The organism is Plantibacter flavus (assembly GCF_002024505.1).
Lineage (GTDB): Bacteria > Actinomycetota > Actinomycetes > Actinomycetales > Microbacteriaceae > Plantibacter > Plantibacter flavus_A.
Map to the genome: position 1 here is coordinate 956,893 of NZ_CP019402.1, position 15,371 is coordinate 972,263.

10 protein-coding genes are annotated in these 15,371 nt (G+C 70.1%); 5 read left to right on the forward strand and 5 right to left on the reverse strand.

The genetic code is table 11. The annotated features are described in order from the left end of the window. Positions 1-122: 122 nt before the first annotated feature. From BWO91_RS04495 to pip, 3 genes are all read left to right on the forward strand, one after another. Positions 123-2,204, forward strand: coding sequence for an acyl-CoA dehydrogenase (locus BWO91_RS04495; RefSeq protein ID WP_079001514.1), 2,082 nt, complete (start codon positions 123-125; stop codon positions 2,202-2,204). A 90-nt stretch (positions 2,205-2,294) separates the two neighbouring features. After that, entirely contained in the window at positions 2,295-3,182 is an 888-nt protein-coding gene (ypfJ, locus tag BWO91_RS04500) for a KPN_02809 family neutral zinc metallopeptidase (RefSeq protein WP_079001516.1), read from the forward strand. A gap of 133 nt (positions 3,183-3,315) precedes the next feature. Then, the gene (pip, locus tag BWO91_RS04505) at positions 3,316-4,275 is read left to right on the forward strand and encodes a prolyl aminopeptidase (protein WP_079001518.1); all 960 of its coding nucleotides are present in this window, start codon (positions 3,316-3,318) and stop codon (positions 4,273-4,275) included. Between the two features lie 87 nt (positions 4,276-4,362). Here the strand turns inward: pip and BWO91_RS04510 are convergent, their stop codons facing one another. The 5 genes from BWO91_RS04510 to BWO91_RS04530 form a co-directional block, all read right to left on the reverse strand. Beyond that, a complete protein-coding gene (locus tag BWO91_RS04510; RefSeq protein WP_071259758.1) occupies positions 4,363-5,085 on the reverse strand; it encodes a polysaccharide deacetylase family protein in 723 nt (240 codons plus the stop codon). 101 nt (positions 5,086-5,186) lie between these two features. After that, on the reverse strand, positions 5,187-5,657 hold the full coding sequence (locus BWO91_RS04515; RefSeq protein WP_064294253.1) for an adenylyltransferase/cytidyltransferase family protein: 471 nt from the start codon (positions 5,655-5,657) through the stop codon (positions 5,187-5,189). 148 nt (positions 5,658-5,805) lie between these two features. Then, positions 5,806-6,528 (reverse strand): polysaccharide deacetylase family protein, encoded by a 723-nt coding sequence (locus BWO91_RS04520; RefSeq protein ID WP_079001520.1) that lies wholly within the window; start codon positions 6,526-6,528, stop codon positions 5,806-5,808. Beyond that, complete coding sequence (locus BWO91_RS04525) at positions 6,525-7,505, reverse strand: glycosyltransferase family 2 protein (RefSeq protein ID WP_079001522.1); 981 nt, start codon at positions 7,503-7,505, stop codon at positions 6,525-6,527. Before BWO91_RS04525 ends, BWO91_RS04520 begins: the two co-directional genes overlap by 4 nt. Further along, a complete protein-coding gene (locus BWO91_RS04530) occupies positions 7,502-8,545 on the reverse strand; it encodes a glycosyltransferase (protein ID WP_071259750.1) in 1,044 nt (347 codons plus the stop codon). Before BWO91_RS04530 ends, BWO91_RS04525 begins: the two co-directional genes overlap by 4 nt. Positions 8,546-8,773: 228 nt before the next feature. Between BWO91_RS04530 and BWO91_RS04535 the strand changes: the two genes are divergently transcribed. Together BWO91_RS04535 and BWO91_RS04540 are read left to right on the forward strand one after the other, a co-directional pair. Continuing rightward, positions 8,774-9,412, forward strand: a complete 639-nt coding sequence (locus BWO91_RS04535; RefSeq protein WP_153303382.1) for a hypothetical protein — start codon at positions 8,774-8,776, stop codon at positions 9,410-9,412. A 214-nt stretch (positions 9,413-9,626) separates the two neighbouring features. After that, positions 9,627-15,305: a PKD domain-containing protein gene (locus BWO91_RS04540; protein ID WP_153303383.1), complete on the forward strand. Its 5,679-nt coding sequence runs from the start codon at positions 9,627-9,629 to the stop codon at positions 15,303-15,305. The last annotated feature ends 66 nt before the right edge of the window (positions 15,306-15,371 follow it).

Genomic DNA, 15,371 nt, shown 5'->3' on the forward strand with positions numbered 1-15,371 from the left:
GACCAAGTCGATCGACGACGATCGGGCGGGCCCTTGTCCACATCCCACAGGCGCTTTCACCCATCGTTATGACAGTCCTACCATTGTGGGAGGTTTTCATGGGTGAAAGGCAGGACAGAGCGATGGTCGACACAGCGATCCGGACGAGCGTCAGCGGGAGCACGGCAGCGACGGTCGAGGTGGCGCCGTCCGACGCGCGGATCGACGTCCCGGCGCTGGCGCACCAGCTGCTCGGCACCTGGCCTGAGGCCCGTCTCGCGTCCCGGGCGCTCGCCGCCAAGCCGGAGATGCAGCGCATCGAGGGCCAGTCGATGGACGACCATCGCGACCGCGTCTTCCACCAGCTCAAGCTCCTCGTCGAGAACGGTCAGGTGCACAAGGCGTTCCCGAAGCGCCTCGGCGGCGCCGACGACCACGGCGGCAACATCGCCGGGTTCGAGGAGCTCGTCCTCGCCGACCCGTCCCTCCAGATCAAGTCCGGTGTGCAGTGGGGGCTCTTCGGTGCGGCGATCCTGCACCTGGGCACCGAGCCGCACCACGACGCGTTCCTGCCCGGCGCGATGAACCTCGACGTCCCCGGCGCCTTCGCGATGACGGAGTCCGGTCACGGCTCCGACGTCGCCTCGATCGCGACCACCGCGACGTACGACCCGGAGACCCAGGAGTTCGTCATCGACACCCCGTTCCGCGCGGCGTGGAAGGACTACCTCGGCAACGCAGCGGTCCACGGGAAGGCGGCGACGCTGTTCGCGCAGCTCATCACGAAGGGCGTGAACCACGGTGTGCACTGCTTCTACGTGCCGATCCGCGACGACGAGGGTGCGTTCCTCCCCGGGATCGGCGGCGAGGACGACGGTCTGAAGGGCGGGCTCAACGGCATCGACAACGGCCGGCTCCACTTCACCGGCGTGCGCGTGCCGCGCACCAACCTCCTCAACCGCTACGGCGACGTCGCCGAGGACGGCACCTACTCCTCGCCGATCAAGAGCCCCGGGCGTCGCTTCTTCACCATGCTCGGGACGCTCGTCCAGGGCCGGGTGTCCCTCGACGGGGCCGCCACGTCGGCCTCCGCGCTCGCCCTCCAGATCGCGATCACCTACGGCAGTGAGCGTCGGCAGTTCAACGCGGGCAGCGACACCCAGGAAGAGGTCATCCTCGACTACCAGCGCCACCAGCGTCGGCTCCTGCCGCGCCTTGCGACGACGTACGCGCAGATCTTCGCCCACGACCGACTGCTCGTGAAGTTCGACGAGGTGTTCAGCGGCAAGGCCGACTCGGACGACGACCGTCAAGACCTCGAGACGCTCGCGGCGGCCCTCAAGCCGCTGTCGACCTGGCACGCGCTCGACACGCTCCAGGAGGCGCGCGAGGCATGCGGTGGCAACGGCTTCCTCGCGGAGAACCGCCTCACCGGCCTGCGCGCCGACCTCGACGTCTACGCGACGTTCGAGGGCGACAACAACGTGCTGCTGCAGCTCGTCGCCAAGCGACTCCTCACCGACTACAGCCGGAAGTTCGCGAAGGTCGACGCCGGTGCGCTCGCCCGCTACGTCGTCGAGCAGGCGACCGACCGCGCCGTCCACAGCAGCGGACTCCGGAGCCTTGCGCAGACCGTGAAGGACTTCGGGTCCACCGCACGCTCGGTGAGCCAGCTGCGCGACACGAACGTCCAACGCGAGCTGCTGACCGAGCGCGTCGAGTCGATGATCGCCGAGGTCGCGACCAAGCTGCGCGGCGCGAACAAGCTCTCGAAGCAGGCCGCGTCCGACCTGTTCAATGCACACCAGAACGAGCTCATCGAGGCGGCGCGCGCCCATGGCGAGCTCCTGCAGTGGGAGGCGTTCACCGAGGGTGTCGAGCAGATCCAGGATCCCGGGACGAAGCAGGTACTGACCTGGGTGCACGACCTCTTCGGGCTCTCGCTCATCGAGAAGCACCTCGCCTGGTACCTCATCCACGGGCGCCTCTCGCCGCAGCGCGGCCAGGCCGTCAGCGCCTACGTCGACCGCCTCATCTCCCGGCTGCGTCCGCACGCCCTCGATCTCGTCGAGGCGTTCGGCTTCGCGCCCGAGCACGTGCGGGCACCCATTGCGACGGGCCAGGAGGCGCAGCGTCAGCAGGAGGCCGCCGACTACTTCGCCGCCCTCCGCGCCTCGGGCGACGCGCCCGTCGACGAGAAGACGCTCACGAAGAAGCAGCGCTGACCGCAGCCGGCTGACGGGAGGCAGATCGTCGTCGGCGCAAGGGTCCGGCGACGATATGCCTCACCTCGCGCTGCGCGGTAGGGTGCCGACATGACGTTCAACGACAACGCCGACATCAGCGGGAACAAGGTCAAGCGACGGGGCCGCACGACCGGCATCGCCGTCGGTGGCGGCGCGGTCGGCGTCATCGTGATCGCCCTCATCTCGCAGTTCCTCGGGGTCGACGTGTCGGGCATCCTCGGTGGCGCGGGTGTCGGCGGGGGCCAGCAGGAGGAGACCCAGCTCTCCGACGAGTGCCAGACGGGCGCCGACGCGAACGCGAGCGTCGACTGCCGCATGGGTGGTGCTTACTCGTCGCTCGACGCCTACTGGGCCGAGGAGCTGCCCGCGCTCGGTGCCGACTACACCTCGCCGGCCGATTTCATCATCTTCGATCAGCAGACGAACACGGGTTGCGGGGCCGCCACGAGCGCCACCGGCCCGTTCTACTGCCCTCCGGATCAGACCATCTACATCGACACCAGCTTCTACGCTGAACTGCGCGACCGCTTCGGGGCGTCGGGCGGACCGCTCGCCGAGATGTACGTCGTCGCCCACGAGTGGGGGCACCACATCCAGGCGCTCGCCGGCATCATGGACCGCGCCGATCGCAGCGGTACCGGGCCCGCCTCCGACTCCGTACGGATCGAGGTCCAGGCCGACTGCTTCGCCGGTGCCTGGGTCGCCGCGGCGTCGGACACGGAGGACGCGAAGGGGGTCGCCTTCCTGAAGCCCGTGACCCAGCAGGAGATCGACGACGCGCTGAGCGCCGCGGCGGCCGTCGGTGACGACCGCATCCAGGAGGCCGCGACCGGCCAGGTGAACCCCGAGGCCTGGACCCACGGCTCCGCCGAGCAGCGTCAGCGCTGGTTCATGACCGGGTACCAGTCCGGTCCGTCCGCCTGCGACACCTTCTCGGTGTCCGCCGACCAGCTCTAGCCCGCGAGGGGTCCCGAATGGTCGGTTCAGCGCGTGCCGAGGGGACCATTCGGGACCCCTCGCGAGCTGTGGGGCGATGGGTGCGGCATGCTAGGTGAGACACATGTCGTGAACGCAGGAGGAAGTGGACCGCATGGCTGAGCTGTATCCCGAGATCGAGCCGTACGAGACCGGCATGCTCGACGTCGGCGACGGGCAGTCGCTGTACTGGGAGACCTCCGGCAACCCCGACGGCAAGCCCGTCGTGTTCCTCCACGGTGGCCCTGGCGGCGCGACGAGTCCCGTCCACCGTCGGCTCTTCGACCCGAAGCGCTACCGCATCGTCCTCGTCGACCAGCGCGGCTGCGGCAGGAGCACGCCGCACGCGAGCGACCCGGCGGCCGACCTGTCGACGAACACGACCTGGCACCTCGTCGCCGACCTCGAGGTCCTCCGCAAGGCGCTGAAGATCAAGCGCTGGATGGTGTTCGGCGGGTCCTGGGGGTCGACGCTCGCGCTCGCCTACGCCCAGAAGCACACGAAGCGCGTCACCGAGCTCGTGCTCCGCGGCATCTTCACCCTGCGCGACGCCGAGCTCGACTGGTTCTACGAGGGTGGTGCCTCCGCGGTCTTCCCCGACCTGTGGGAGGGCTACCTCGAGCCGATCCCGGTCGGCGAGCGCCGCCACCTCATCGAGGCCTACCACCGGCGGCTGTTCGACGAGGACCCGGCCGTCCACGGGCCGGCGGCCGTCGCTTGGTCGCGGTGGGAGTCGTCGACGATCACGCTGCTCCCGCAGGCGGAGACCGTCGCGCGCTTCACCGACCCGCACTTCGCGGTGGCGTTCGCGCGCATCGAGAACCACTTCTTCACGAACAAAGGCTGGTTCGAACCTGAGCAGCTCATCCGGGACGCAGGCAAGCTCGCCGGAGTCCCCGGTGTGATCGTCCAGGGCCGCTACGACATGTGCACGCCGGTCTTCACCGCGTGGGACCTGCACCGGGCGTGGCCGGAGGCGGACTTCTCGATCATCCCCGACGCGGGGCACGCCTTCGACGAGCCGGGCATCCTGTCGGCGCTCATCGACGCGACGGACCGGTTCGCGAAGGACTGAGGGGCTGTTCCGGTCGCTGATGACGCCCTTCGACAGGCTCAGGGACCGGCGGCGGCTCAGGGGCTGGGGAGCCGGAGCCGCTGGCGGCTATTCCGTGAAGCGGGCCCGGCGGACGGCCTTGCCCTCGCGCAGCGCTTCGCCGAGCGAGCGGCCGACGAGACCCTCGCGGGCGAACCCGCTCAGCAGCTCGGCTGCGAGCGCACCGCGGTCGACCTCGGGTTCCGGGCCGTCGTCGACGCCGTCGGCCGGGCCGGCGAATCCGTCGTGGGCGAGCAGGATCGAGCCCTGGTGGCAGTGCCGGACGGCGTGGGCGACGCGCTCGTGCTCGCCGACGTCCTTGACGTCCCAGGCGGTCGCGGTCCACAGCACGGTCTGCAGGCCGGCTCGTTTGACGGCCTGCCACGTCTCGATGCTCTGCGCGCCGTAGGGCGGCCGGAACCACTCGATCGGCTGGCCGCTCAGCTGCTCGAGCTCCTGTTTGGCGGCGAGGGTGCGCCGGTAGGCGACCTCTTCGGAGAAGTCGGTGAGGCGAACGTGGTCGTCGCCGTGCAGCGCGAGTTCATGCCCACCGGCGACGATGCGTTCGAGGAGCTCCGGGTACTTCCGCGCGCGGCCGACGAGGACGAAGAACGTCGCGGTCGCTCCGGCCTCGGCGAGGGCGTCGAGGACCCCCGGCGTCCCGTCGGGACTCGGGCCGTCGCCGTACGTGATGACGACCGTGCGCTCGTCGGTCGCGACGCCGACGATCGAACCGTGGACGGGCAGCGAGCCGGTGAGCCGGGCGAGCAACGCCTGCCGAGCCTTCGTCATGTGTCCACCGCCCTGTGAGTCGATCCGTCCAACAGTACCTCGCTGTCGTGGCGAACGGGAGCGTGGCCGCGGCGGCGGAACGGGCGCGGGGAGGGCGGGTGTCAGGCCTGGACGAGCGTCGTGTCGAGCTCGCGCTGCTCCTCGAGCTGGGCGAGGGCACGGCGGAGCGCCGTACTCGAGGTGCTCATCGTGTACGGGAAGTAGACGACCTCGACGCCGACCTTGGCGAACTCCGCTTCGAGCCGGAGGCCCTCGGCGGTCCCGCGCCAGTCGTCGCCCTTGAAGAAGATGTCGAACCGGAGCGCGTCCCAGGCCTGGAGCTTGTCGTCCCAGGTCTCCTCGACGGCCTCGTCGACGAAGCCGATGTGGCGGACGATCTCGAGACGCTCCGTCAGCGGGACGACGGGCTCGATGCGCTTGCGGGTGCGGAGCAGCTCATCCGAGACGACTCCGGCGATGAGGTAGTCGCACGCGCTCTTGGCGTGGCGAAGGATGTTCAGGTGACCGACGTGGAAGAGGTCGAAGGCCCCTGCGGCGTAGCCGACGCGTCCGACGGTGCTTCGATCGGTCATGCTGTCGCCCCCTGGCGTGCTCGTGTGGTGTGCGCACGGAGCCGGCTGGATCGACTCCGGTGCTCGGCGCGTCCATCGGGCCACTTGCGAGCCTATGAGGGGCATCACGGCTTGCCGAGTCCACTTTCGAGTGGCACCCGGACAGGGCTCAGGACGAGAAGACGGCGCTCTTGACCGGTCGACCGTGCTCGAGCGCATCGGCGAGCGACCGACCGACCCAGCCTCGCGCCCGGAACTCGGCGAGCAGGGTCGCGGTGAGCGCCCCGCGGTCGACCTCGGGCTCGGCTCCGTCGTCGACACCGTCGGCCGGTCCGGCGAAGGCGTCGTGCGCCAGCAGGATCGTCCCCGGGCGGCAGTCGGCCAGGGCGTGGGCGACGCGCTCCTCGGCGGCGACGGCGCGCGCATCCCAGGTGGTCGCCGACCAGAGCACGGATTCGAGGTCGGCCCGGCGGATGGCACGCCAGGTCGCGAGATGCTGAGCCCCGTACGGTGGCCGGAACCATCGGACGGGCGTACCGGCGAGGTCCTCGAGCTCGTGCTTCGCGTCGACGGTGCGCCGGGTGACCTGCTCAGCTGTGAACGCCGTGAGACGCCGGTGGTCGACACCGTGCAGGGCGATCTCGTGCCCCTCCGCGGTGATCCGCGGGATGAGCTCCGGGTGACGGCGAGCGCTGCTCAGCAGGACGAAGAACGTGGCGGTCGCCCCGGCGTCGGCGAGGGATCGGAGGACGCCGTCCGTACCGACCGGGTGCGGCCCGTCGTCGTAGGTCAACACGACGGTGGGGGTCGAGGTCTCGACCTCGACGATCGAGCCCAGGGCCGGTAGCGACCGCTTCACGCGATCCTTGAGCCGTGATCCGAGACCGCTCATGATCGCTCGTCCCGCGCGTACTCGCGGAAGACCACGCCGAAGGCGCCGACGAACATGCCGCCACCCTTCCGGATGGCTCGCGCGCCGCGCGCCCGGTGATGGAGCGAGCCGGTGAGCGTCCCGAACACGGAACGTGCGACACCGACCGCGGCCCGAGCGGCACCACCCACCGCCGCGACCACACGGATCCGCGCTCGGTCACGGCGCCCCGACGCGAAGTACCGCTCCACCGTGATCCTGGTGTTGCCATGGCTCCACGCGCGCTGCAACGCCCAGCGCTTCGTCGCTCGGTCCCGTTCGACGAAGTCGTGGGTGACGGACTCGTTGCACCAGACGATCCGCCCGCCCCGCCGGACGAGGTGCTTGCTGAAGAGCGTGTCCTCGCCACCGCCGAGCTCGAGTTTCGACTCGAACCGCACGCCGAGTGCGCGGACCTGGTCGAGGTCCAGGAGCAGGTTCCCGGCGGCGGCCTCGCCGATGACGGTGCCCGTCGGGCGCTGCACGCGGTCGAAGAACCCGCCCGCGACGACCCACGGGTCGGTGCCCTCCGGCAGGTGCGACTGCACGCGACCCATGACCGCCGCAGCGCCCGTCGCCCGCCACGTCTCGACGATGGGCAGCAGCCAGTGCTCGCCCGGTTCCTCGTCGTCGTCGATGAAGACGAGGAGCTCGGCCGGGTCCGCCTCGGAGAGCGCCCGGTTCCTCGCCGCCGCGATGCCCGGTGTCGATTCCACCACGTAGCGGACGCCCGCCGTCGACCCGGCGACCTCCCTGGCGCTCGCCGCGGGGTCGTTGTCGATCACGAGCACCTCGGTGCTCACGACCGCCGCGTCGGCATCGCGGAGCCACCGGGTCTGCTCCAGCACCTTCGGCAGGCTCCCGGCAAGGGCTGTCGGGCGTCGGAAGGTGAGGATGCCGACGACGAGGCGGACCTCGGCAGTACGGGCGTCGGGCCTGCCTGCGGACGACCCGGTCATCGCGCGGCCCCGGCCGTGGGCGCCGGAGCTCCGCGTCGGGCGGCGATGGCCCGTCGGTAGGCCTCGACGTGTCGTGCGGCTCCGAGATCCCAATCACGGTCGACGAACGTCACCGGACCGCGCGCTGTGGCGCGGACGTGTTCCATCGCCGAGAGCAGTGCCTCGGCATCGAGCTCGCCGGAGAACCGATGGACCCAACCGGGCCCGACCTCGGCTTCGAGGAGTCGGTTCACGGCGTTGTCCGGCACGAGCACCGGGCGGTCCAGCGACAGGGCGGCCAGCGTGCTGCCGGAGTTGTGCATGAACCGGTACGGGAGGACCACGAGCTCCGACGAGGTCGCGATGTCCACGAGTTCGTCGTCACCGAGGAAGTGGAGGTCGAGCAGGACGTCGTCCTCCCGGCCGGCCAGCGAGGTGAGGGTGTCGGCGAGTTCCGCCGTCGACGGCTTGCCGCCGACGCGGAGCGAGAGTCCGCGGGTCGTCGACACCGCGGAACGGAACGCCTCGATGAGGGTTTCGACACCCTTGTAGCGGCGGATCAGCCCGAAGTACCCGAACCGGCCGTCCTGCTGTGCAGCGCGCGGGTGACGGGCGAACCACTCACGGTAGTGGCCGTGCGGGATCAGGATGGACGGTTGGTCCTCGGGCAGGGTCGTCGTCTCGTTGAGCGTGATCCGGAAGTCCGTGCGTCGGTCGATGAGGCGGAGCAGCGTGATCTCGACCCGCGAGATGTCCTGCGGGAGTTCGACGTTGTGCACCGTCCTGACGATCGGGGTCCGGGTGACCGCGAGCCGGACGATGAGCAGCACGGTGAGGCACTGGCGGAGGAACTGCTTCAGCGGGGTGTGCCCCGACACGAGGATCTCGGGCCAGTGGATGTGGAACGCGTCGTACCGCCCGAGGAGCGCGCCCTTCCAGGTGAAGTTCTGCACCGAGACCCCGGGGACCGCGCGGAGATGGTCGGCGAGCATCACCAGATACGGGTTCGTCGTCGGGCGTGGCACGGGGAACTGCTGCAGGACGGTCAGGTGTCCGCTCATGAACCCTCCAGGGGTCGGTGCTCGGGTGCATCGGTCGCGCTCGGCGTTCGTCGGTGCCTTTCGGTAGCCGAGGGTTCGCTGCGAGATCGGGGAGGCGTCGGGTGGTGTGAGCCATTGTGACATGAGCGGCGGCCGGGGTCGCGAGCCGGACGAGGCCGCGCACGGAGCCGAGGCAGTACACTCGGGGCATCGAGCGCCGGGTGGCCGTCGTCGAGGAGAGGTACGGGCGTGAGCGAGCCGGCAGCAGAGCAGCAGACCCCCACGTCGAGCACGCCCGACCCGCGGCGCCGACGCCGGATGGTCGTCATCTCGGTGCTCGCGGCGGTCGTCGTCGCGGTGGTGGCCGTGGTCGTGGTGTTCGCGGTGAACGCCAACCGCGTCGGCACCGGCGACGTCGTGAACCCGCCCGCCATCACGGGCACGCCCACGCCGAGCCCCATCATCACCGACCCGGCCGAAGCCCTCCCCGAACGTGACCCGGTCGCCGGTGACGCACCTGTGGAGATCGTGCCCGGCGTGACCGTCTCCTTGGGCGACTTCGAGGCGGTCGACGGCGAAGCGAAGGCCCCGGGCGAGACAGCCGGACCCGCGGTCCGGTTCACGGCGACGATCGAGAACGCCACCGACGCCAGCATCGATCTCAGCTCGGTGGTCGTCACAGCGTTCTCCGGAGCCGACCGGGTGCCGGCGGAGCCACTCACCGAACCCGGCGCCGCGCCCTTCGACCCGGAGGTGGCGGCGGGGGACACCGCGACGGCCACGTTCGTCTTCACGGTGCCCGTCGAGCAGCGGGACGACGTCACGATCCTGGTCGATTACCAGGCAGGCGTCCCCGCGGCCGTGTTCCAGGTCACCGCTCCCCGCTGACCCGATCCGGATCCGCGCTGACCCCCGCAGGATCCCCGTGAAATCGGACCTGTTTTGGGGGTGACGCCCCTGATGCCCCCCGCGTTATGGTTCACGAGCGAGGCACCCCTGCACCTGGCCGGCGATCGTGGATCCGAAACACGATCGCACCCCTCGGCCCGTCCGCGGAGTTCTGTCGCGCCCCGAGCCCGCCTCCAGCGAAACCCGAGAACCCGTGTCCAGATTTCTGCGATCCCAGGATCGACCGAGCGCGCACGCGCCGAGCCGTAACGACGCCCGCGGCGTCCCGTCCAAGTTGAAGAAGCCCGTGGCGCTCGGCGTGATCGGCGCGGTGTTCGCCGCGCTGCTCACGTTCACCGCGACGGCGGCTCCGGCGGTGGCCGACACGGTCCCCCAGGGCGCCGGCGAGGCATCGACGGTCTCGGCGGACGCGCTGCCCACGGTGCAGATCAACAAGACCGTGTGGTCGCAGGTCGTCGTCGGGAACACCGTCTACGCGGGCGGCACCTTCACGAAGGCTCGTCCGGCCGGCAACGCAGCCGGCGTCGGCGAGGTCGACCGCACCTACCTGCTCGCGTACGACCTCACCACCGGCGTGCTCATCAACTCGTTCGCTCCGGTCCTCAACGCCGAGGTCAAGGCGGTCACAGCCTCGCCTGACGGCAAGACCCTCTACGTCGCCGGTAGCTTCACGAAGGTCAACGGGCAGGATCGGACGCGGATCGCCGCGTTCGACACGGCGACCGGCGCCCTCAAGTCCTTCGCCCCGGCACTCAACTACATCGCCTACAGCGTCGCAGCGACGAACAGCACGGTGTACGTCGGTGGCGGATTCACCAACGCCGGCGGCCAGACCAGGAAGGGAGCGGCGGCGTTCACGAACGCCGGTGCCCTCCTGCCCTGGGCGCCCGTCACCGAGGGCGGCGTCGTCCGCGCCCTCGCGATCGCGCCCGATCAGTCCAAGGTGATCCTCGGCGGAGCGTTCACGACGCTCAACGGCAGCAGCAACCCCGGCTACGGCCTCGGCGCCGTGGACGCGACCGCCGGTGCGCTCCTCCCGTGGAACGTCAACGGCCTCATCCGCAACGGCGGCGCCAACGCCGCGATCTACTCGCTCACGAGCGACGCGAACAACGTCTACGGCACCGGCTACGTCTTCGGCTCCGGGGGCAACCTCGAGGGGGCCTTCAACGCCGGCTGGGCGAACGGCGACATGAACTGGGTCGAGGACTGCCACGGCGACTCCTACTCGGTCGCCTCGCACGGCGACGCCGTCTACATCGCCGGCCACCCGCACTACTGCGGGAACATCGGCGGCTTCCCGCAGACCCAGCCGTGGACCTTCCAGAACGCACTGGCGTTCTCGAAGACCACCACCGGCACGGCCACGGCAGACCCGTACGGCTACTACAACTACGCCGGTCAACCGACGCCGAGCATCCTGAGCTGGTTCCCGGACTTCACTCCCGGTACCGCGACCAACCAGAACCAGGGTCCGTGGAGCGTCGCGGCGAGCACGAACTACGTCGTCTACGGCGGGGAGTTCCTCGCCGTCAACAACAAGTCGCAGCAGGGACTGGTCCGGTTCGCGACGAAGGCGGTCGCACCGAACCTCGAGGGTCCGAAGCTCAAGGGGAGTGCGTTCCCGGTCACCGCTGTCTCGCTCGCCAGCGGCACCGTGCGCGTCTCCTGGAAGACGAACAACGACCGCGACAACGAACTCCTCAAGTACGAGCTGATCCGCAACAACCAGACGGCGACGCCGATCATGACGAAGTCCGTGCGCTCGACCTTCTGGAAGGTCAGCAACCTCATGTACACCGACAGCGGCCTGACGCCGGGGACGACCGTCAACTACCGCGTCAAGGTGACCGATCCGCTCGGCAACTCGACGATGAGTGACAACGTCCCGGTGACCGTGTCCGCCGACGGCTCCACCTCGGCGTACGCGCAGGCCGTCCTCGCGTCCGGTCCCACGTCGTTCTGGCCGCTCGGCGAGGCCAGCGGCACCACCGGCTACGACTGGGCCACCGGCGACGACCTGACGCTCACGAGCAACACGACGCGCGGGACGGCGGGTTCGATCATCGGCTCGAACACGACCGCGACCACGTTCGCCGGCACGAGCGACAGCGCAGCCTCGACCACGACGGCGCAGCACGCACCGAACACCTTCACCGCTGAGACCTGGATCAAGACGACCACCGACCGTGGCGGCAAGATCCTCGGCTTCGGCGGGAACTCCACCGGGACCTCCGGGAACTACGACCGCATGATCTTCATGAACAACGACGGGCGCCTGATGTTCGGTGTCTACCCGGGCACCGTCCGGACCGTCCAGTCCTCGAAGGCGTACAACGACGGCGAGTGGCACCACGTGGTCGCGACGCTCGGCGCCAACGGCATGCAGCTCTTCGTGGACGGCAAGAAGCTCGACAGCCGCACCGACACGACGAGCGGCCAGGACTTCACCGGCTACTGGCGGGTCGGCGGCGACAACCTCGGCGGTTGGCCGGGCTCGCGCTCGAGCGACTACTTCGCCGGCGCGATCGACGACACCGCGATCTACCCGACGGTCCTCGACCGCGACACGATCGTGAACCACTACGTGGCCTCCGGCCGGACCTCGCCGGTCCCGGCTGCTCCCACCGACGCCTACGGTGCAGCGGTGTTCAACCTCGACCCGACGTCCTACTGGCGCTTCGATGAGACGACCGGCACCACGGCGAAGGACTCCGGCCGGAACGACAGCCCCGCCACCTACTACGGTGCCGTCGGGAAGGACCAGAACGGTGCGCTCGCCGGCGTCGCCGGGAACCGCTCCGCACAGTTCGGTCCCGATGGGGCAGGTGTCGCCAGCGACACCGCTTACTCCAACCCGACGAGCTACGCGCTCGAGGCCTGGTTCAACACCACGACCACCAACGGTGGCAAGATCGTCGGCTTCGGTTCCAACCAGCAGGGCGGTTCCGGCGGCTACGACCGGCACATCTACATGGAGAACGGCGGCCAACTCACCTTCGGCACCTGGACCGGTCAGACCAACACGATCACGACCCAGTCCGCCTACAACGACGGGGCCTGGCACCACGTCGTGGCACAGCAGTCGTCGGCGGGCATGAAGCTCTACGTCGACGGTGTCCTCCAGGGGACCAACCCGCAGACGAGTGCCCAGGACTACACCGGGTACTGGCGCGTGGGCTCCGACACGACGTGGGGTGGAACGGCCGGCACCTTCACCGGACGCATCGACGAGGTGGCCGTCTACGCGCAGCCGCTCACCGCGGCGCAGGTCACCCAGCACCACGACCTCGGGCTCGGCATCCTGCCGAACGTCGCTCCGACCGCCGGCTTCGCCGTCACGAACACCGACCTCACCGCGCACCTCGATGCGTCGAGCTCGGTCGACTCCGACGGGACCATCGCGTCCTACGCCTGGGACTTCGGCGACGGCACTACCGGCACCGGCGTGACGACCGATCACACCTACGCCGCGGCCGGCACCTACACGGTGACGCTCACGGTGACCGACAACCGCGGCGGAACCGGGACCCTGCAGCACCCGGCGACCGTCGTCGCACCGAACGTCGCCCCCACGGCGTCGTTCACCGCGACCGTCGCGAACCTGGGGGTCCAGTTCGACGCCTCGGCATCGAGCGACTCCGACGGAACGATCGCCTCGTACGCCTGGAACTTCGGCGACGGCACGACCGGGACCGGCGTCAACCCGAGTCACACGTACGCCTCGGCGGGCTCCTTCACCGTCCACCTGACGGTGACCGACGACAAGGGGCTCCTCGGAGAGACGAGCCAGGCGGTCGTGACGACCGTCCCGGTGAACCAGCCCCCGGTCGCCGCCTTCACCCCGACCGCATCGGGCCTCACGGTCACGGTCGACGGTTCGGCGTCGAGCGACCCGGACGGGACGATCGCCTCCTACGCGTGGAACTTCGGTGACGGCGCGACCAGCACGGGTGCGACGGCGGCACACGCCTACGCCGCCGGTGGGACGTACACGCTCGCGCTGACGGTCACCGACAACGGCGGGGCCAGTACGACGACCTCGCAGGCCGTCACGGTGGTGGCTCCGCCCGCGGCGACCGTCTTGGCGAAGGACACCTTCGCCCGCTCGGTCACCGGCGGATGGGGTTCCGCCGACGTGGGAGGCGCCTGGACCCTCGACGCGGCGTCCAACTACTCCGTGGCGGGTGGCAGCGGTCTCATCTCGACCGCAGTCGGCCTCACGCGGACAGCCAAGCTGACCACGGCCGGCGCCACGGACACCGAGACGCAGGTCCGCCTGTCCTTCGACAAGAGCTCGACCGGCGGCGGGAACTACGCCTCGGTCATGGGTCGCGTCGTCGGCGCCGACAGCTACGCCGCGCGGATCTGGATCCGGAACAACCAGGGCGTGCAGCTCCAACTGATGAACGGGAACACGATCCTCAAGGCGGTGAACATCGACGGTCTGACCTACTTGCCCGGTACCCAGCTGCAGGTCCGGTTCCAGGCCGTCGGGACCTCGCCGACCGAGCTCAAGGCCAAGGTCTGGGCGATCGGATCGACCGAGCCCACCGCCTGGCAGCTGACGGCCACGGACAGCACCGCTGCCCTGCAGGCGGCCGGCTCGGTGAGCCTCCGCTCGTACATCTCGGGCACCGCCACCGGCGGCACCGTGGTGACGCGCTTCGGCAACCTGATCGCGCAGCCCTCCGGCTCGGTCACGGCGCCGCCGGCGAACGTGCCGCCCACCGCGGCGTTCACGCAGGCGGCGACGTTCCTGACCGCCTCCTTCGACGCTTCGACGTCGACCGACTCGGACGGCTCCATCGCGTCCTACGTCTGGGACTTCGGGGACGGCACCTCGGGGACGGGCGTCACCGCGAGTCACACCTACGCGGCTGCAGGGGCGTACCCGGTGAAGCTCACCGTGACCGACAACGCGGGAGCCTCCGCCACCAAGACCAGCACGGTCACGGTGCAAGCGCCGCCGCCGAACGTCGCACCGACCGCCGCCTTCACGACGAGCGTGACCGGCCTCGCCCTGACGACCGACGGATCGGGATCAACCGACACCGACGGCACCGTCACCGGGTACACCTGGGACTTCGGAGACGGAGCCACCGCCACCGGAGCGACCGCGAGCCACACCTACGCGGCCGACGGCACCTTCACGGTGACGCTGACCGTGACCGACAACGCCGGCGCCACCGCGGCGACCCAGAAGCAGGTCACCGTGGCAGGAACGGTCGTCGTGCCCCCGGTCACCCCGGCCACCGCGCAGGACGCCTTCGAGCGTCCGGCCGGTGCCGGGTGGGGGACGGCCGAGGCGGGTGGCGCCTGGACGCCGGCGAACAACCCGTCCGCGTTCAGCCTCGCCGACGGCAAGGCCTTGATCACGACCCCGGCCGGCCAGACCCGGGCCACCACGCTCAACGGCGTGAGCCAGACGAGCTCCGACAGCAGCGTGAAGGTCTCGTTCGATCAAGGACCGACCGGCGGCGGCAACTACGTCTCGGTGATCGGCCGTCAGGTCGGCTCGGCGAACTACGCGGCGCGGGTGTGGATCCGCTCGAACAGCGGGGTGCAGCTGCAGCTCCTGCAGGGCGGCACCACCCTGTCCGCCGTGAACATCGCCGACCTGGTGTACGTTCCCGGCCAGCAGCTGCAGGTCCGTCTGCAGGTGTTCGGCACCTCGCCCACCACGGTGCGTGCGAAGGTCTGGGCGGCCGGGACGACCGAACCGACGAACTGGCAGCTGACGAGCGTCGACTCGACGGCGGCGCTGCAGGCTCCCGGCACCGTCGGACTGAGCCAGTACATCTCGGGCACCGCGACCAACGGGCCGATCATCGCCCGGTTCGACGAGTACCTCGTCAAGCCGACGGTCTAGTCCACCGCGGGTGAACGGCCGGTCGTCCTTCGGGACGGCCGGCCGTTCGACGTGCGGGGAGGCGTC

What these genes read in the sequence shown, in the direction of transcription:
- BWO91_RS04515 (WP_064294253.1), bottom strand. Translation starts at nt 5,657, where the DNA reads ATGACCGATCGAAGCACCGTCGGACGCGTCGGCTACGCCGCAGGGGCC.
- ypfJ (WP_079001516.1), top strand. Translation starts at nt 2,295, where the DNA reads ATGACGTTCAACGACAACGCCGACATCAGCGGGAACAAGGTCAAGCGA.
- BWO91_RS04525 (WP_079001522.1), bottom strand. Translation starts at nt 7,505, where the DNA reads ATGACCGGGTCGTCCGCAGGCAGGCCCGACGCCCGTACTGCCGAGGTC.
- BWO91_RS04520 (WP_079001520.1), bottom strand. Translation starts at nt 6,528, where the DNA reads ATGAGCGGTCTCGGATCACGGCTCAAGGATCGCGTGAAGCGGTCGCTA.
- BWO91_RS04510 (WP_071259758.1), bottom strand. Translation starts at nt 5,085, where the DNA reads ATGACGAAGGCTCGGCAGGCGTTGCTCGCCCGGCTCACCGGCTCGCTG.
- BWO91_RS04530 (WP_071259750.1), bottom strand. Translation starts at nt 8,545, where the DNA reads ATGAGCGGACACCTGACCGTCCTGCAGCAGTTCCCCGTGCCACGCCCG.
- BWO91_RS04495 (WP_079001514.1), top strand. Translation starts at nt 123, where the DNA reads ATGGTCGACACAGCGATCCGGACGAGCGTCAGCGGGAGCACGGCAGCG.
- pip (WP_079001518.1), top strand. Translation starts at nt 3,316, where the DNA reads ATGGCTGAGCTGTATCCCGAGATCGAGCCGTACGAGACCGGCATGCTC.